This is a genomic window from Nonomuraea antimicrobica (assembly GCF_039536965.1).
In the GTDB taxonomy this organism is placed as follows: domain Bacteria; phylum Actinomycetota; class Actinomycetes; order Streptosporangiales; family Streptosporangiaceae; genus Nonomuraea; species Nonomuraea antimicrobica.
The window spans coordinates 1-17,124 of sequence record NZ_BAAAZP010000044.1 but is presented as its reverse complement, the minus strand read 5'-3'; the positions used below and the strand labels follow the sequence as shown (position 1 = coordinate 17,124).

Here is a 17,124-nt window from a genome sequence, read left to right as displayed (position 1 = left end):
AGCAGCTCCCGCCGCCACGTCGAGCCCTCGTCGGGCTCGGTGACCCCGTCTCGTGGAGCCGGGGCCGGGGCCGGGGCCGGGGCCGGGGCCGGGGCCGGGGCCGGGGCCGGGGCCGGGGCCGGGGCCGGGGTGGACGGGCTCAGCGAGGAGGACGCGGTGGCGGCCGAGCGAGCGCCCGCGCGGGTCTTGAGCACGGCGAACACCGCGAACAGGGCCAGCACGGCCACCACCGCCGTGGTGATCAACGTCGGGGTGGACATGCTCGGCAGCGGGCCGGAAACCGAGGCTTGGAGCTGTGTGGGGAAGGCGGTCGCGGACGTGGTGTCGGACACCTTCGCCGCCGTCCCGGCCTCCTCCTCGACCGAGGAGAGGGTGGAGGCGGCCGTCGGCTCGGCCTGGGACGTGGCCACCGGCTCGGACGGAGAGGCGGTCGGCTCGGGTTCGGGGGAGGCGGCGGGCTCGGTCGACTCGGTCGCCTCCGTCGGCTCGGCCGACTCGGCGACGGTGTCGGTCGGCGAGGCGGCGGTGGTTTCCGGAGCTGTGGTCTCCGGGGCAGAGGTCTCCGGCGACGTCTGCGGCACCGATGCGGTGGCCGTGGCCGAGGGCGTCTCGGAGGTCGGGCTCGCGGTGGCTGTGGGTGACGTCGTCTCCGAAGGGGTTGGCGTAGCGGTGTCCGTAGGTGACGTCGTCTCCGAAGGGGTTGGCGTAGAGGTGTCCGTGGGTGACGGTGTTTCGGACGTCGGGGTTTCTGTGGGTGTGGGGCTGGTGGTCGGCGTCCCGGTGCTCTCGGTAGCGGTGGGGGTCGGGGTGGTGGTCGGCGCTTCGGATGTCGGGGTGGTGGTCGGTGCTTCGGACGTCGGGGTGGCGGTCGGTGCTTCGGACGTCGGGGTGGCGGTCGGTGCTTCGGACGTCGGGGTGGCGGTGGGTGTGGAGGTGGGGGTCGATGTGCCGGACGACGGGGTGGCGGCCGGGCTCTCGGCGGAACTCGGAGCCGGAACCGCCGTAGCAGACGGAACGTCGCCGGAACTCGGAGCCGGGACAGCCGCAGACGGGACGTCAGCGGAGCCCGGAACCGGGACGGCCGTGGCGGACGGGACGTCACCGGAGCTTGGGGCCGGGGCGACGGTGGCGGGCAGGTTGTCTTCGGTGCTCGGGGCTGGGGCGGGCGCGCTTGGCGGGGCGTCCGAAGCCTGAGCCGGTGCGTGGGTGGGGCGTGCGTCGGTGGAGTGGGAGTCGTCCCGCGCACTGTCCGAGCCCGGAGAGTCGGCCGACTCTCCTTGAGAGGGCGGTCCGTCTGCGGCGTCCGTACCCGGGCGGTCGGCGGTGGGCCGGTCGCCCGTTTGGGTCGTGCGGTCGTCGGTCGCCCGAGAGTTCTGGTCGTGAGTTCCCTGGACGGTCTCGTCGCCGGGCGAACCGCCGGGCTGGCGTTCCTCGCCCGTACGGCCGCCGGACGGCTGGCGGGGTGCCCGGTCGGCGGGTTGTTCGCCGGTCGTGTACGCGTCGGAGCGCGTGTCGGAGGGGCGTTGGCCGGGTTGTCCCTGGGTCATGTGGGTGTCAGAGGTCTGGTCGGCGGGCTGGTCTCGGGACGTGTCCTGGCCGGGCCGCGCTTCGCCGGGCAGGTCGTCGGCCTGCTGCTGGGGCTCCTGAGGGCCGGACCCCGGCTGGACGGGCCGGCTCTCGGACCCCGCCTGGACGGACTGGGTGCCGGGCCCTGCCTGGTCCGTCTGGGTGCCGGACCTCGCCTGGACCGCCTGGATGTTGGCCTGGGTTTCGTCCAGGCGGGACTTGACGAGCTCCGGGTAGCCGTAGCCGACGACGCTGCTCGTGTCACGTTCCCTGCGCTGTACGACGCCGCCGCCGGTGTTGCCCTCGATGGTGAAGATCTTGTCGCCCTTCACCTTCGTCACGACGCCGACGTGGTCGATGTTGTCGATCTGACCGGTGTCGCTCCAGTCGAAGAAGACGAGCGCGCCGGGCTCCGGGGCCTTGCCCCAGGCATGCTGTTGCCGGAACCACTTCGCGTGGTCCACCGTCCACGCGAACTGCCCGATCCACTCCTGGTAGCCGAGCTTGTGCGCCGCCCACGAGAGGTACATGTCGCACCACGGGGCCGAGCTGTAGTCGGCGTCGAACTCGACGTTGTTGCCGTACCATTCGCCGAACTTGGTAGACGAGCCCTTGTCGGCATAGCCGACCTGGCTCTGGAGCAGTTCGAGGAACCTCTGAATCTCTGGCGTCATGGAAGTGAGGGGACCTCCCGAACAAGGCCGGACTTATACACATAGATCCTGACAAAATTGGTAATCAGGTGACATATGTGAATAAACCGGAAACCTGTGATAGGGCGAGGGTAGCCTGATGTTTCCGCAGGTCAAGTGCACCCCAAGAGGGGTTCAACAGTCCTTTGGAAGGTAAAAACGCCAGGTCAGAGGCCATGTCCGATGTGTCCTATGGTGGGCGATTCGGGGAAAAGATCTACCAAAATTCAGGTGCCCAACGCCGTCGGTCAGCCCCCGCCCAAGACCCCGGAACCACCACCCCCATCACGACATCTTCACTACTTGACACACAGCAGCAAGTACTTGCTATCGTTCGTCAAGTGAGTACGCGCGAGCACGTCGCCCTGGTCCGCGAGCTGGTCGATCTCGTGGAACGCCGGATCGCCGACCCCTTGGAGATCCTGCTCGGATCGGACGACGAGGTGACCCCCGTCCGGCGGCGGCTGCGGATCGAGGCCGAGGTGTGGGCCGCACAACTCCTGGGGCCCGACGACCGGCTCGCCGTCCACATGGCGGCGCGGCTGGTCGCGGCGCTCTTCCCCGGGGACGGCCCGTTCGATCCGCCCGACGAGTGGTGGGGCACGGCCTTCGGCAGGGCGGTGGCCAGGCGCGCCGGCCACCCCGGCAAGGAGGCGGTGCCGTTCGCCACGGCGGGGGCCATGCTCGGCATCACCCGGCAGGGAGTCCACGACCTCGTCAAACGCGCCAAGCTCGACCGCCATCAGGACGGCGGGGTGACCACGGCCTCCGTCCACGCACGGCTGAACCAACCACAGGAGCCTCATGCCACACGACGTGATCGTCACTGACCACGAGATCGCCCTCGCCGTACGCGACCACGGAGGCGACGGCGAGCCCGTACTCCTCCTGCACGGCCTCGGCGGCACCCTGGAAGCCTGGGACGCGCTGCGCCTCGACGGCCACCGCGCCGTGGCGATGGACCTGCGCGGCCACGGCCTGTCCGGCGACGGCCCCTGGGAGTGGGCGCGGGTGCTGGACGACATCGAGGCCGTGGTGCGCCACCTCGGCCTCGGCAACCCGGCGATCGCCGGCCACTCGCTCGGCGGCATGCTGGCCGTCCAGTGGGCGCTGCGCCATCCCGAGTGCCCCGCCGTCGTCAACCTCGACGGGCTGCGCTCAGCCGAGAACGACCCGGCCAACTACCCGGGGATGGACCCCGTCCAGCGGGACGAGGCGCTGGCGAAGCTCAAAGCCACGTTCGACGCCCAGGCCGCGGCCATGGGGCAGCCCCTGCCCGTGGAGGTGCGGGCGATGTTCCCCCGGCGGGCCCTCGCGGAGCGCGACGGGCAGACGTACGCCAGGCCCGGCGCGGACGTCCTCGACGCCGTCCGGTACACGCCCGAGTTCCGCGACACGATCCCGCTGCTGCGCCGGGTGACCTGCCGCACGCTGGTGGTGATCCCGACCCAGGACCCGCCGGGCATGCCGGGTGGGGAGCTGATGGCGGCGTTCCGGCGAGGAGTACGCCGCGACCTGGCCGACCTGCCGCCCACCGTCGAGGTCAAGGAACTGGACGGCAGTCACGACCTGCTCGCCGAGCAACCGGAGACGGTCTCCGCGCTCGTCACCGGTTTCCTGCGCGCCCGATAACCGGTCGGGGAACGTCCGGCCGGGTCATGGACGAGGGTTGGCCGCAGGGCTTGGGGCATCCGGCGGGACGTTCGTCGCATCCACCCGCGAAGGGCAGCCCTCGTCAGCCCTCGTCAGCCCTGGTCCGCGCGACGCAGGTGGCGCAGGGTGCCGATTTCGGCGGCGTTCTTCATGAGCTCGATGTTCGCCCACGCGAGCACGTGGCCCAGGGAGAGCGATCCGTCGGCGAACCAGCGGCTGCGTTCGGTGGCGTCCAGGTCCTCCTGGCTCAGCGACTCCAGCGCGCCACTCCACCGATCGCGGCACTCGTTCAGCCATTTGACCGCCGACGCGACGTCCCCGGGCCACGGCGTCAGCGACGCGGCCTGCGACCAGTCGATCCCCACGGCCGCCGCCTCGGGGTCCCCGAAGCAGTGTGTGTGAGCGTGGCTCCACCAGAAGCCGATGTGCCACATCACCCAGCCGACCGTGAGAGCCGGGATGGGCTCGGGCTCAGGCACGGCCCAGTCGGCCACCCACGTCCCGTCGGGCTGCCGGCGAACGTTCCAGCAGTTCGCGGCGGGCTCCCACAGGGCGTCTTCGTCGGTCACCTGGTCCAGGTGCAGGGACAACAGGGACCAGGACACATCGAGTTGCCAGCGCAACCGTGCCAGTTCGGACATGTACGGATCCTAGTGTCCGGGCCAGGATGATCAATCTATTTACCCGCCGGTCACCCTGGCTGGATCTGGGCCGTCATCGGCTGCCAGGGTGAGGCGTCGAACAGCAGCAGGATCGAGACGATCTTGTCGCCGTCCAGGCGGAAGTGTTCGGCGGTGCGCTGCGTGCCGACCGGTGTGGCGGTGTGCACGTCGTAAACGAGCGTCGCCTCGGCTTCGCCGTACAGTTCGCTGATGAGCTCGACCCCGGTCACGATCGACACGAAGCCCGGCAACGTGGCCAGATGTCCCGTGCGATCCTCGGAGCTGATGAACGGGCTCTGGAACCGGAACGGCTCTCCGAGGTGCGCCGCGGCAGCGGGCACGTCGCCACGGAAGCGGGCCTCGTGATACCCGCGTACGGCGCGGCGCGTCCGGTCCTGCGCGGTCGTGGTCACGGCTGGGATCCGATCTGGCGAAGGTGGTCGGCGAGACGGTGCTGATTGGCGGCCAGCCGCAGGCACAGGTCACGGAAGGCGAGCAGATCCTCCTGCGTGAAGCCCGCGAACATCGCCCGCATCGCGAGCTGCGAGGGCTTACGGAATGCCGCGATCCACTCCCGCCCGTCGGAGGTGATCTCGGCCAGGACCGACCGCCGGTCCTGGGGATCGGGGACGCGGCGGACCAGCCCGTCGCGCTCCAGGGTGTCCACCAACCCGGTGACGTTGCGAGAACTGACCCCGCAGGCACGGGCCAGGTCGCCGATGCTGATGCCCTGGTCGGTCGTACTGAGCCGGATCAGCACGTCGAGAGCGCCCGCGCTGACGCCCCTGCCCTCGGAGCCGTGGGCACGCATGCGCTCGACGGCGTGATAGGCGGTGCGGACGGCGGCGCCCGCCTCGAAGGCGAGCAGGTCGCCATTCGCGAGCTGGGCCATCGCCGCCCTGACCCGAGGGTCGTAGAGGAACCCGTCCTCGTCGCGTTCATAGATGTGTACGTCCTTCATAGTAAGAAAGGAGATTAGTACATACTTCCCGATCCTGCCAGCCAACGCCACACAGCGAACAGCAGAGGAAGCACAGTGCCCACCTTTGATCTTCTCCTCCGCGGCGGCTTCGTCCTCGACGGCACCGGCGGCCCAGGGCGGCACGCCGACGTAGGCGTCCTGGACGGCCGGATCGCCGCAGTCCTTCCCGCCACCGCTGACGCCACCGCCGCGGAGGTCCTGGACTGTGCCGGCCTGGCCGTCGCGCCCGGGTTCATCGACCTCCACTCGCACGCCGACCTCAGCATCACCCACAGCCCGGCCGCCGAGTCCTGCCTGCGCCAGGGAGTCACCACCCTGGTCACCGGCAACTGCGGAATCTCGCCCTTCCCGACCGTCCCCGACGCACCCGGGAGCCAGGGCGGCGGGGCCTCCGCCAGCGGCCCGTGGCCGGACTTCGGCGCCTTCGCCGCGGCCGTCGAGGCGTCCGGCCCGGCGGTCAACATCGCCGCCCTGGTCGGGCACGGCGCGCTACGCGGTGCGGCGGTCGGCGCCGAGCGGCGAAAGGCGACCGGCGAGGAGGTGGCGCGGATGCGGCGGCTGCTGGCCGAGGCCGTCCATCAGGGTGTCTTCGGCCTCTCCACGGGGCTCGTCTACGCTCCGGGGTCCTTCGCCGACGCCGGGGAGATCACCGCCCTGGCCGCCGAGGCCCGGCAGCACGGCCTCCTCTACAGCACCCACATGCGCGACGAGGGCGACCGGCTGATCGAGGCGGTCGAGGAGGCGCTGAACACGGCCGAGAGCACCGGCGTACGCCTGCAGATCTCCCATCTCAAGGCGATGGCCCCGGCCAACCACGGCAAGGTCCGCGAGGCGCTGCGGCTGATCGACGCCGCCCGCGCCGAAGGGCTCGACGTGGCCTGCGACGTCTATCCGTACACCGCCTCCTCCACCTGGCTGACCGCGCGGCTGCCGGACTGGGCGATGGACGGCGGCCCGCAGGCCCTCCTCGGCCGCCTGCGCGACCCGCAGGCCCGGCAGGCGATCGCCGCCGACCTGCGCGCCCGCGCCGGACGCACCTTCCGCCCCGAAGCGACCGTGCTGGCCACGATGCCCGAGGGCCGCTACAGCCGCTGGACCGGCGAGACCCTCCAGCGCCTCGCCGACGCCGAGGGCATCGACCCGGCGGAGGCGGTGCTCGCCGTGCTGGAGGCGCATCGGGCCGATGTGGTGATCGTGAACCACGCCATGGCCCAGGACGACGTCGACACAGTGCTCTGCCATCCCACCAGCGCGGTGGTCAGCGACGGCTGGACGTTGGACGTGTCCGTCGGCGGATATCACCACCCGCGCAACTTCGGCGCCTTCGCCCGCGCGCTGGCCCTCAGCCGCGATCGCGGGCTGCTCCGGCTCCCGGAGGTGGTGCGGAAGATGACCGCGCTGCCCGCCGCCCGGCTGGGCCTCGCCGACCGTGGCGTCCTCACCGAGTCCGCCCGCGCCGACCTGGCCGTCTTCGACCCGGAGAGGGTCGCCGACACCGCGACCTACGCCGCTCCCCTCTCCTATGCGACGGGCGTGCGGCACGTGGTGGTCAACGGCCGCCCGGTCGTCCGCGACTCCGTCGTCACCGGGCAGCGTCCTGGGCGGGTTCTTCGACGCGTCCGGACGGCCGCGTCCGCCGCCGGGTGAGCCTGCTCCCGCCGTCTCTCGAAATGACGGGCGATGTGCGCACATAGGCGTAGGTGTCCGAGTAATTGAGCCGATGAGGAGACTCACCATGGGAAGCGCCCGTGGATGACGAACGGCTGGCCAAGTTCGAGGCCGCCTACACCCTGGCCTACGGCCAGATCACGGCCTACGCCGCGCGCCGCTGCGACTCGCCGCAGGACGCCGCCGACGTGGTGGCCGAGACCTTCACCGTCGCCTGGCGCCGGGTGGACGAGCTGCCCGAGGGTGCCGAGGCCACGCTCTGGCTGTACGGCGTGGCGCGCAAGGTCCTGGCCAACCACTTCCGTGGCGACAACCGGCGCCGGGCGCGCACGGCCGAGCTGGACGCCGAACTGGCCGACCTGTACGGGCACTCCCCGGACACCGAGGTCGAGCTGGACGCGATCGGCCGGGCGTTCAGGAGCCTGCCCGACGACGACCGGGAGCTGCTGTCCCTGGTCGCCTGGGAGGGCCTGGAGCGCGAGGAGATCGCCAAGGCGCTGGGACTGTCCCGCAACGCCGTACGCATCAGGCTGCACCGCGCCCGCAGGCGCCTGTCCCGTGCGCTCGCCGCGGCGGGCGTACACGGCCACGCGGAGAGCCGACTGGTCCCGGCGGAGAGGCCACTGTGAGGAAGGCCGTGAGGAGCACTGTGAGAAGCACTGTGAGAAGCACCGCGAAGAACGACGACGAGATCGACGCGATCAGGCCGCTGGCCCGGGTCGAACCCGGCGGTCGCGGAGGTGAGCCGTCCGGCGCGGGGGCACGGGCGCTGCTGGCCGAGATCACCGCGCAGGACCCTGCCCCGACGGCCACCACGGTGCCGGGGCCCCGCCGCCGGTACACGCGCGGGCGGCTGGCGTTCGGGATGGCGACCGCGGTCGCGCTCGCCGCGGGCATCGTGGCCGTCCCCATCGTGTTGCAGGACGGGGTGCCCAGCTCGTATGCCGTCAACCTGGACGACGGGATGGTGACGATCCAGATCCGCGACTTCGACGACGCCGAAGGGCTGGAGAAGCGGCTGCGGGAGTTGAACGTGCCCGCGATGGTGGACCACGTCCCCGAGGGCATGATGTGCCGGGAGCCGCGCGGGAAGCTCGTGGAGAACATCCCCCGCGGTCTGTACAGCGTGCCGGAGAACATCCCCGGCGAGTCCGAGGGCTGGCAGATGCGCATCAACACCACGCTGTTCGGCCCGGACCAGACGTTCGTCTGGTCCATCAGCGGCAAGAACGGAACGACCACCACGTATCTGATGGAGGGCCCGATCGCGCCCTGCGAGCCGGTGCCGGAACCCCCGCCGGTCAAGTACGAGCCGGAGTTCCGCGCCGCGACCTTCAAGGGCGGCTCGCTGGAGGGGTTGCGCGTGGACGAGAAGACCGTCGGCGAGGTGCTGCCCGAGCTGAGACGCCGTGACAAGAAGGTGATCTTCGCGGTCATCAACGTCCCGCCGGGGAACCCCGGCGGGTACGGCATCGACCACACACAGGAGGAGCCCGTCGGCGACCACTGGGTCGTCTGGGAGGCGCAGGAGAATGCCAAGGGCGTGATCCAACTGCTCGTGACAGAGCAGCGTCTGGACAAGAACCCCGTCTACGGCGGCCCCCGCGACGCGATCATCAAGGACTGAGCGGCCCCTCACAGGCTGCCGTCCGGTAGGAGGGACTCCGAAGGTAGGAAGGACGCGGGCGGGCAAGGGCGATGGCCGTGGCCGCCCGGCGAGGTGGCCCTACGCCGCGTAGACGGGCGCCAGGTCGACGAAGATGCGGTAGTCCGTGATCAACCCGTCCTCGCCCGTCTGCCAGATGGACACGGCCACGACGCTCGCGTCCTTGCCGTCGAGGCGCTGGTAGGTCACTTCGGTCTCGGCCACGGTGTCGGCCTCGACCTGCCAGCTCCTGACGATCCGGTGCCGGAGCCCGGCGATGGTGGCGTAGAACGCCCGCAGCCCGGCGGTGATGGCCTCGTGTCCCACCAGGGGCTCGGCGTTGCCGAACACCATCCTGGCGTCCTCGGCCAGCAGCCGTACGAACTCGGCCGGCTCGAACGTGTCGACCGCCTGGAAAACGCGCTGTGCTGCCTGGTCGGCCATGACCGATCACTCCTCACGTGGCGGGTCCCGCTGCTCGGGGGACGATGCCGACAACCATGATCCACGACTGTGGATCATGGTTGACCATCGGCTGCCCTCCTTCTGAGAGTGCTGGTCCGCGTTGAGATACGCCGCACGAACCCACGGGAGAGCGAGCGGCCGCGTGCGGGCGGTCAGTCTCCGTAGACGGGGTTCTTCGCCACCCGCTTCTCCGACACCAGCAGACGTACCGCACCCTGCCGGGAGGGCTCGGCCGCCCAGACGATCCAGTGGTCGCCCACCTTGGCGGACTGCGCCTGAGGGCTCGCCGAGAAGCCGTTCCCGTCGGGGGAGGGCTCGATGATCTGGAACGTCACCTCGAGCCCGCGCCTGCTCGTCTCGGCCAGGACCTCGGCGACCGTGCGCCCGTTCGGGTCGTAGCCCTCCAGAGACTCGCCCTTCCTTCTGGCGTCCGCGTTGTTCTGGTACGCCTCCCCCGGTTTGGCCTGGCGGCCCAGGTAGATCACGCCCTTGCCGCTGAAACCCTTGGAGACGGTGACCGTGAGGGCGCAGCCGGGCCGCCCGGGAGTGCAGCCTTCCGGCTCCAGGCCGCCGCCGATGCGGTCCTCCCTGGTCGTGCCGTCGAAGCCGAGCCGGAAGATCTGGCCGACCTTCGTCGGGGAGGCGGGCCGCAGGTCCAGGGCCACGTTCAGGCCCATCGCCTGGAACGCCTCCGTGTAGAGCGCGTGGTCCGCGAACGGGTCCTTGATCGTGGCGACGTACTCGTCGCCACGCAGTTCGATGTCGATGGCGGAGTTGGCGTAGGCGGTGGGGCCGGAGTCCTGACCGACCAGCATCGGCCCCAGGACGACCGCGGCGGCGAGCGCGGCGGTGGCGACCAGACCGGCGAACACGAAGCGGCCTCGAGATCTGGGCCGGGGAGCGGGGACGGTGGCCAGCGCGTTCAGGAGCCGGGTTTCCTGGGCGGTCAGGGCGTCGGGAGTGGGCGAGGGCACTGCGGAGCGGAAGTGTTCGAGCTCGGTCATCTCATTCATGGACGGGCTCCTCGCTGATGACGGCCATGGGATTGACTCCTCCGAGTTCTTTGCGCAGCCTTTCTCGGGCCCGGTTGATGCGCGAACGCACGGTTCCGAGGCGTACGTCCAGCGCCTCCGCGATCTCCGGATACGTGAGACCGGCCCAGGCGACCAGGAGCAGCGCGTCACGGTGCCCCTTGGGCAGCGTCGCCAGCGCCCCGGCCAGGCGGCGGCGGGTGGACTCGGCGCTCACCCGGTCGTCGCTGTGGTCGGTGAAGGGGGCCGTGACCGGGTCGGCGCCGGTCCGTTCGAGCACGCGTAACTGGTGCACCTCCGTACGCACGTGGCGGCCGATGAGGTTGGTGGCGATGCCGTACAGCCAGGGGCGGGCGTTCGGACGGGACAGGTCGTAGCGACCGCGCTGCCGGAACGCCGTGAGGAACGTCTCCATCACCACGTCGTCGGCGGCGTCCGGCCCGAGCCTTCTGGCGACGTAACGGGTGAGATCGGCGGCGTACCTGCGAAAGACCTCGGCGAAGGCTTCCGGTTCGCGCCGGGAGCGTTCGAGATGAGCGGCGTCATCGTCCTCCGCTCGGTGGGTTTCGCGCATGTTGTGGCCTTTCGGCGATAAGTCAGGACAGCAGTTGTTGCCAAGTCGGCGGCTAACAGTTCCCGACTCCCCGTGGCAGGGGTCGCACTATGGCCGACGCGGGGTCATGGCGTGGCTCTCCCGTCGATGCCGGGCAGCACGGTGATCTGCGGCAGGCCCGTACGGGGATGGGCGGTCACGTCGGCCTCCACCTGGTAGACCTCGGCCAGCAGCGCGGGCGTGAGAACGCGGGCGGGCGGGCCGTCGGCGACGATGCGGCCGGCGTTCATGACGCAGATCCGGTCGCAGAAGGCGGCGGCCAGGTTGAGGTCGTGCAGCGCGAGCACGGCGGTCAGGCCCAGGCCGCGCACCAGCCGCAGCACGTCGAGCTGGTGGCGCAGGTCGAGGTGGTTGGTCGGCTCGTCGAGCACGATGGTCCCGGTCCGCTGGGTCAGGGCGCGGGCGATCAGGACCCGCTGCTTCTCCCCTCCCGACAACCGGTCGAACGGCGCCCGCGCCAGCCCTGTGACGTCGAGCGCGGCCAGGGCGTCCAGGATGATCTGCCGGTCGTCGGTGTCGTCGCCCTGGAAGGCCCGCTTGTACGGGCTGCGTCCCATGGCCACGACCTCGTACACGGTCAGCTCGAACTCCCCCGGCGACTCCTGGAGGACGGCGGCCAGCCGCCGGGCGAGCCGTCGGCCGCTCATCCGCCAGACGTCCTCGCCGTCCAGCAGCACCCGCCCCGACGTGGGCCGCCGGGCGTGGTAGAGGGTGCGTAACAGGGTGGACTTGCCCGCCCCGTTCGGTCCGACCAGCGAGACCACCTCGCCGGGCGCCACGTCCAGGCAGGCGTCACGCACCAGGGCCCGACCGGCGACGGCCACGCCCACGTTCTCGACGCGCAGCGCGCCCGGGGTCATCGGGCCGCCCTCCGTCTCATCAGCCACAGGAAGAACGGTCCGCCCGCGAGCGCCGTCAGGATGCCGATCGGGATCTCCTGCGGAGCGATGAGCGTCCTGGCCGCCAGATCGGCGGCGATCATGAAGGCCGCGCCCAGCAGCGCCGCGGCCGGGAGAGCACGCTGGTGCTCGGCGCCGACCAGCAGGCGGACGACGTGCGGGAGCATCAGCCCGACGAACCCGATGGCGCCGCTGACCGCGACGACCGCCCCGACCACCAGCGCGACGAGGACGAACAGCCAGCCGCGGAAGCGGTGCACGTTCAGCCCCATCGAGGCGGCGGCCTCCTCGCCCGCCAGGAGCAGGTTCAGCGGGCGTGACACGCCGAGCAGCGCCACCGTGCCGAGCAGTACGGCCGCCGCGGGGATCGGCACCAGGTCCCAGGTGGTGCCGCCGAAGCCGCCCAGCATCCAGCGCAGCGCCGACTCGGTCTTGCGCGGGTCGCCCGAGGTGATGACGAGGTAGCTGGCGACCGCGGAGAGCACCTCGGCGGTCGCCACCCCCGCCAGGACGAGCCGTACGGTGGTCATCCGCCCGCCGGAGCGGGCCAGGAAGTACACCAGCGTCAGCGCGCCCAGCGCCCCGGCGAACGCGGCCAGCGGCAACGAGAACGCCCCCAGCAGCGAGACGTTCAGCACCAGGACGAGCACCGCGCCCACGGTCGCCCCCGAGGAGACGCCCAGCAGCATCGGGTCGGCCAGCGGGTTGCGCACCAGCGCCTGGAGCGCCATCCCGCACACCGACAGTCCCGCCCCGACGACGCCGCACAGCAGCACGCGCGGCACCCGTACGTCCATCACGATCGTCTCCCTGACCGGCGGCCAGGTGGGCTCGACGAGCGCGGGCGCGAGCCGGTGCAGCACGATGCCCCACACGTCACCGGCGGCCAGCGCGACCGACCCGGCCGCGATCCCGGCCGTGGCCGCGGCGCCGACCACCGCCGCGAGCAGGGCCAGGACCAGCCAGTACGACAGGCGCGCACGGGCCCGCGGCACCGCCGTGCCGATCACGCGAAGTGGTCCGGGTGAAGCTGGCGGGCCAACGACTCGACCGCCTCCGGCGCGCGTACGCCGAGCACCGTGGACGACAGCGGCAGCACCGCGAACCGCTGCTCCTTGACGGCCGGCACGTCCTTGAGCGCCGGGTTGGCCAGCAGGAACCTCTTCTTGTCCGCCACCGTCTGGTCACCGTAGTCGTAGATGACGATCACGTCGGGCGCGCGTTCGGCGACCTGCTCGAACGACACGTCACCGAACGCCTTGGCCAGGTCGGCGAAGAGGTTCACGCCACCGGCCCGGCTGATCAGGTCGTTCCCGATGCCCGCGCCGCCCGCGGTGAAGGCGGTCTTGTCGCCGCTGTCGTAGACGAACACCTTGACCGGCTCGACCCCGCCGAGCTTCGCCCGCACGCCCTCCAGCACCCCGCGCAGCTCGGCGACGCGCTGCTCGGCGCGCTCGGGCACGCCGAAAACCCGGCCGATCGTGCGGATCTCCTCCTCCAGGAGGTCCATGGTCACCGGGCCGGACGGGCACGCCTCCAGGCTGAGGTACGAGTCGATCCCGGCCTCGGCCAGCGTCCTGCGGCTGCGTCCTTCCTGGTCGTCGAAGGCGCTGGTGAAGCCGCCGTAGACGAAGTCGGGCTCGGCCGACAGCAGCGCCTCGTACGACGGGTACTCCTCGGCGAGCACCTTGATGCTGCGGTAGGCGGCCTCGTACCGGGGCGGGATGCGGTCGTCGAGGTACGCGGTGCCGGCCATCGACCTCTCCAGCCCGAGCGCCAGCATGATCTCGGTCACGTGCTGGTTCATCGTGACCGCGCGCCGCGGCGCCTGCCGGTAGGTGGTGGTGACGCCGCAGTTGGTCACGGTGACGGGGAAGCCCGTACCGGTCGACGGGGTGGCCGGGGGCGGGGAGGCGCCGGGCTGGGCACCGCCGCACCCGGCGACCAGCCCGAAGATCAACAGCAGTGCGAGCGGGAGCGAGCGTCGGCTCGTCATGGGCGGTACCCTTCCTGACCGGCATGACGGAGCGGGATCGCCGGAGAACGCCCTGCCCCGGATGAGCCGGGGCCGTGGGCAGCGGGAAAGGCGTCACGCCGAGCGCGCGGCATGCCGACCACCGTCCTCTCTTGGGGAGATCCGCCCCAATTTCCACGAGGAGGCGACCGCGTGAGTCTCCTGGCTCTCGGGTCGACGCTCGCCCCGGCCTTCCCGCCCATGGGCAGTGGCCTTCTGTCGGGGCTCGCTCACCGATCACAGTGGCGGGACCGCGCCGGATTCACACCGGCTTCCTCAGTCCGCCGTCGCCTTCGTTCGGCATCGTCTCATATGAGAGTCCGCTCCAGGTGTCACCGGGGGTCCGTTGACGCGAACGGGAGGAAAGGATACGTTCCGGTAGATTTCACGGTTGTCCAAGGGAAATCCGGTGAGATGCCGGTGCGGACGCGCCACTGTATCCGGGACGTTGATCCCGGGAGCCAGGTCGCTTGGCGACCGTGACCTCGCGACATGGGACGCGTCACCCTGAGGAGGCTCACATGAGCGGGTTGTCCAGCCCGTCCACGATTCCCTTTCCGCGCCTGCGGCCCTGGCTGCTCGCCGTACCGGTGCTGCTGCTCGTGGCGTACCTGGTCCTGATGGACAACGGCGCCGTCTCCCAGACGGGCACCTTCCTGCACGAGCTGATGCACGACGGGCGGCACCTGCTCGGCGTGCCCTGCCACTAGGGGGCGGGGTGGTACGCACTCTCCTGGCCAGAGGTCTGCTCGTGGGACTGCTGGCCGGACTGATCGCGGGCGGCTTCGCCTTCGTCTTCGGGGAGCCTCGCGTGGACCACGCGATCGCCCTCGAAGAGGCGGCGGCGCCCGCCGCCGAGCAGGCCGCGCACAGCCACGGCGAGGAGGCCGAGGTCAGCAGGCCGGTGCAGAAGGCCGGGCTCTTCCTGGCCACCGGGCTCTACGGGCTCGCGGTGGGCGGCGTGTTCGCCCTCGTCTTCGCGGGGCTGCGGGGGCGGGTGGGGCCGCGTTCGGACGGGCGGCTGGCGCTGGCCGCCGCCGGTACGGCGTTCGCCGCGGTCATCCTCGTGCCCTTCGTGAAGTATCCCGCCAACCCGCCCGCCGTGGGCGATCCCGCGACGATCAACAGCCGCACGCTGCTCTACCTGGTGCTGATCCTCGTCGGGCTGGCGGCGACGGCGGTCGCCGTGGCCACGGCCCGCCGGGTCACCGGGGATCCCTGGGCGCGCGGGCTGGCGGCGGTGGCGGCCTTCCTCGTGCCCGTGGTCGCCGCGTGGTGGCTGCTGCCGCCGGTCGACGAGGTGCCCGACGGGTTCCCCGCGACGCTGCTGTGGGAGTTCAGGCTCGCCTCGATCGGCACGCAGCTCGTGTTCTGGACGGCGTTCGGCGTGCTGTTCGGCTGGGTGAGCGACCGGGCGGCGCGGCGTACGGCGGCTCCGGCGCGAGTGGCGGCGCCGAGCTGAGCGAGATGCTGTTCGTCCGGCACGCCACGACGCCGGGGATGCGGGCCGCGTTCTTTCCCGTCGACGAGGACGCCGACGCGGCCGGTCTGACCAGGGCCGCCGCGTTGCGGCCCGCCGCGGGGGCGGCCTGGGTCGCTCCCACCAGGGCCGCCCGGCAGACCGCCGCCGCCATGGGCCTGACGGCACGCGAGACCCCCGCCCTGGCGGAGGCGGACTGCGGGCGGTGGCGCGGCCTGCCGTACGAGCGGGTCGCGCTGGAGGAGCCGGAGGCGCTGGCGAGCTGGCTGGCCGACCCGCACGCCGCCCCGCACGGCGGCGAGTCCCTGGCCGCGCTCGCCGCCAGGGTGGCGGGCTGGCTCGACGCGACGCGTGACGAGCCCGAGCGCGTCGCCGTCTGCGACGCGGGCGCCATCAGGGCGGCGCTCGCCCACGCGCTGGGAGTCGGCCCGCTGACCACCGCCCGCTTCGACCTGGCTCCCCTGTCCACCACCGAACTGTCCACCACCGGGCTGACCGGCTGGCGGGTGGCTCACGTCAACCGGAAGGTCTGAGTTTTGATCGTCACGTATCCGTTCAGCGCCGTCGTCGGCCTCGACGACCTGAAGCTGGCGCTGGTGCTGAACGCGGTCTCGCCCCGGGTGGGCGGGGTGCTCGTACGCGGGGAGAAGGGCACGGCGAAGTCCACGATCGTACGCGCGCTGGCGGCCCAGTTGCCCGCGGTCGCCGTGGTGCCCGGCTGCCGGTTCGCCTGCGACCCCGCCGCGTCCGACCTGGGGTGCCCGGACGGGCCGCACGAACCCGGTGTCCCGGGCATGGAACGGCCGGCCGCCCTGGTCGAGCTGCCCGTCGGCGCGTCGGAGGATCGGCTGGTCGGCTCGCTCGACGTGGAACGAGCGCTGACGGAAGGCGTGAAGGCGTTCGAACCGGGCCTGCTGGCCGCCGCCCACCGCGGCGTCCTGTACGTCGACGAGGTGAACCTGCTGCACGACCACCTCGTGGACCTCCTGCTCGACGCGGCCGCCCTGGGCACCTGCTACGTCGAACGCGAGTCGGTGTCGGTACGCCACGCCGCCCGCTTCCTGCTGGTCGGCACCATGAACCCGGAGGAGGGCGAACTGCGCCCGCAGCTCCTGGACAGGTTCGGGCTGACGGTCGAGGTCAGGGCGTCCCGAGATCCCGGCGAACGGACCGAGGTGGTGCGGCGGCGGCTGGCCTTCGAGTCGGACGCCGCGGCGTTCGCGGCCCGCTGGGCGCGGGAGGAGTCGGCGCTGGCGGCCCGGATCGCCGCCGCCCGCTCCAGGGTGCCCGGCGTGCGGTTGCCGGACGCGCGGCTGCGGCAGATCGCGACCGTCTGCGCGGCCTTCGAGGTGGACGGCCTGCGCGCCGACCTGGTGACGGCGAACGCGGCCATCGCGCACGCCGCCTGGCAGGGGCGCGACGTGGTGACCACCGAGGACGTACGCGCCGCGGCCCGGCTGTCGTTGCCCCATCGCAGGCGGCGCGACCCGTTCGACGCGCCGGGGCTGGACGAGAGGCTGCTCGAGGAGCTGCTGGAGCGTACGGCGGGGGACGACGACCAGCACGACCCCGAGGACGACCGCCCGAACGGCGGGCCCGACGATGACGACTCTGACGGTGGCGGCCCTGACGGCGGCGGCCCTGACGGCGGCGGCCCTGACGGCGGCGGCCCTGACGGCGGGGCCGGCGGTTTCCGTCGCGACGGCCCCGGCTCTGGCTCCGGCTCCGGCGACGACGGCGACGGAGACGGCGTG

General features: G+C 71.8%; 19 protein-coding genes and 1 riboswitch. Of the genes, 9 read left to right on the top strand and 10 right to left on the bottom strand.

Annotated features, from left to right (window positions below):
* Nucleotides 1-2,240, bottom strand: a 2,240-nt coding sequence (locus tag ABD844_RS12430) for a CHAP domain-containing protein (protein ID WP_344876224.1), incomplete at its 3' end; no start/stop codon positions are given.
* Nucleotides 2,241-2,599: 359 nt separating this feature from the next.
* Here ABD844_RS12430 and ABD844_RS12425 point away from each other — a divergent pair.
* Both ABD844_RS12425 and ABD844_RS12420 read left to right on the top strand, forming a co-directional pair.
* Nucleotides 2,600-3,088 carry a hypothetical protein gene (locus tag ABD844_RS12425; RefSeq protein WP_344876222.1) on the top strand — a complete coding sequence of 163 codons (489 nt, stop codon included), beginning with the start codon at nucleotides 2,600-2,602 and terminating at the stop codon, nucleotides 3,086-3,088.
* Nucleotides 3,063-3,890, top strand: a complete 828-nt coding sequence (locus tag ABD844_RS12420) for an alpha/beta fold hydrolase (protein WP_344876220.1) — start codon at nucleotides 3,063-3,065, stop codon at nucleotides 3,888-3,890. Before ABD844_RS12425 ends, ABD844_RS12420 begins: the two co-directional genes overlap by 26 nt.
* Before the next feature lie 113 nt (nucleotides 3,891-4,003).
* Here the strand turns inward: ABD844_RS12420 and ABD844_RS12415 are convergent, their stop codons facing one another.
* From ABD844_RS12415 to ABD844_RS12405, 3 genes are read right to left on the bottom strand one after another with little or no spacing between them, the layout of a single operon-like run.
* Complete coding sequence (locus ABD844_RS12415) at nucleotides 4,004-4,552, bottom strand: DinB family protein (protein ID WP_344876218.1); 549 nt, start codon at nucleotides 4,550-4,552, stop codon at nucleotides 4,004-4,006.
* A gap of 50 nt (nucleotides 4,553-4,602) precedes the next feature.
* Nucleotides 4,603-4,986 (bottom strand): hypothetical protein, encoded by a 384-nt coding sequence (locus ABD844_RS12410; RefSeq protein ID WP_344876216.1) that lies wholly within the window; start codon nucleotides 4,984-4,986, stop codon nucleotides 4,603-4,605.
* Nucleotides 4,983-5,534: a MarR family winged helix-turn-helix transcriptional regulator gene (locus tag ABD844_RS12405; protein WP_344876214.1), complete on the bottom strand. Its 552-nt coding sequence runs from the start codon at nucleotides 5,532-5,534 to the stop codon at nucleotides 4,983-4,985. Before ABD844_RS12405 ends, ABD844_RS12410 begins: the two co-directional genes overlap by 4 nt.
* 75 nt (nucleotides 5,535-5,609) lie before the next feature.
* Between ABD844_RS12405 and ABD844_RS12400 the strand changes: the two genes are divergently transcribed.
* The 3 genes from ABD844_RS12400 (at nucleotide 5,610) to ABD844_RS12390 (ending at nucleotide 8,850) form a co-directional block, all read left to right on the top strand.
* Entirely contained in the window at nucleotides 5,610-7,202 is a 1,593-nt protein-coding gene (locus tag ABD844_RS12400) for an N-acyl-D-amino-acid deacylase family protein (RefSeq protein WP_344876212.1), read from the top strand.
* A gap of 101 nt (nucleotides 7,203-7,303) precedes the next feature.
* Nucleotides 7,304-7,852 carry an RNA polymerase sigma factor gene (locus ABD844_RS12395; RefSeq protein ID WP_344876210.1) on the top strand — a complete coding sequence of 183 codons (549 nt, stop codon included), beginning with the start codon at nucleotides 7,304-7,306 and terminating at the stop codon, nucleotides 7,850-7,852.
* A gap of 32 nt (nucleotides 7,853-7,884) precedes the next feature.
* The gene (locus ABD844_RS12390) at nucleotides 7,885-8,850 is read left to right on the top strand and encodes a hypothetical protein (protein ID WP_344876208.1); all 966 of its coding nucleotides are present in this window, start codon (nucleotides 7,885-7,887) and stop codon (nucleotides 8,848-8,850) included.
* Between the two features lie 99 nt (nucleotides 8,851-8,949).
* Here ABD844_RS12390 and ABD844_RS12385 read toward each other — a convergent pair whose 3' ends face one another.
* The 6 genes from ABD844_RS12385 to ABD844_RS12360 form a co-directional block, all read right to left on the bottom strand.
* Nucleotides 8,950-9,312 carry a nuclear transport factor 2 family protein gene (locus ABD844_RS12385; RefSeq protein ID WP_344876206.1) on the bottom strand — a complete coding sequence of 121 codons (363 nt, stop codon included), beginning with the start codon at nucleotides 9,310-9,312 and terminating at the stop codon, nucleotides 8,950-8,952.
* A gap of 173 nt (nucleotides 9,313-9,485) precedes the next feature.
* Nucleotides 9,486-10,346: a hypothetical protein gene (locus ABD844_RS12380; protein WP_344876204.1), complete on the bottom strand. Its 861-nt coding sequence runs from the start codon at nucleotides 10,344-10,346 to the stop codon at nucleotides 9,486-9,488.
* Nucleotides 10,339-10,938, bottom strand: a complete 600-nt coding sequence (locus ABD844_RS12375; RefSeq protein WP_344876202.1) for an RNA polymerase sigma factor — start codon at nucleotides 10,936-10,938, stop codon at nucleotides 10,339-10,341. The genes ABD844_RS12380 and ABD844_RS12375 overlap by 8 nt, the downstream gene beginning before the upstream one ends.
* A gap of 104 nt (nucleotides 10,939-11,042) precedes the next feature.
* Entirely contained in the window at nucleotides 11,043-11,837 is a 795-nt protein-coding gene (locus ABD844_RS12370; RefSeq protein ID WP_344876324.1) for an ABC transporter ATP-binding protein, read from the bottom strand.
* On the bottom strand, nucleotides 11,834-12,883 hold the full coding sequence (locus ABD844_RS12365) for a FecCD family ABC transporter permease (RefSeq protein ID WP_425568549.1): 1,050 nt from the start codon (nucleotides 12,881-12,883) through the stop codon (nucleotides 11,834-11,836). Before ABD844_RS12365 ends, ABD844_RS12370 begins: the two co-directional genes overlap by 4 nt.
* The gene (locus tag ABD844_RS12360) at nucleotides 12,883-13,872 is read right to left on the bottom strand and encodes an ABC transporter substrate-binding protein (RefSeq protein ID WP_344876198.1); all 990 of its coding nucleotides are present in this window, start codon (nucleotides 13,870-13,872) and stop codon (nucleotides 12,883-12,885) included. The genes ABD844_RS12365 and ABD844_RS12360 overlap by 1 nt, the downstream gene beginning before the upstream one ends.
* Nucleotides 13,873-14,024: 152 nt before the next feature.
* Nucleotides 14,025-14,209, bottom strand: a riboswitch (cobalamin riboswitch).
* Nucleotides 14,210-14,411: 202 nt separating this feature from the next.
* Here ABD844_RS12360 and ABD844_RS12355 point away from each other — a divergent pair.
* The 4 genes from ABD844_RS12355 to ABD844_RS12340 form a co-directional block, all read left to right on the top strand.
* Nucleotides 14,412-14,600: a CbtB domain-containing protein gene (locus ABD844_RS12355; protein WP_344876196.1), complete on the top strand. Its 189-nt coding sequence runs from the start codon at nucleotides 14,412-14,414 to the stop codon at nucleotides 14,598-14,600.
* Between the two features lie 8 nt (nucleotides 14,601-14,608).
* Nucleotides 14,609-15,352, top strand: coding sequence for a CbtA family protein (locus ABD844_RS12350; RefSeq protein ID WP_344876194.1), 744 nt, complete (start codon nucleotides 14,609-14,611; stop codon nucleotides 15,350-15,352).
* 5 nt (nucleotides 15,353-15,357) lie between these two features.
* Nucleotides 15,358-15,903, top strand: coding sequence for a histidine phosphatase family protein (locus ABD844_RS12345; protein ID WP_344876192.1), 546 nt, complete (start codon nucleotides 15,358-15,360; stop codon nucleotides 15,901-15,903).
* Nucleotides 15,904-15,909: 6 nt separating this feature from the next.
* Nucleotides 15,910-17,124 (top strand): magnesium chelatase ATPase subunit I (locus tag ABD844_RS12340; protein ID WP_344876322.1); only part of this gene is annotated, 1,215 nt, incomplete at its 3' end.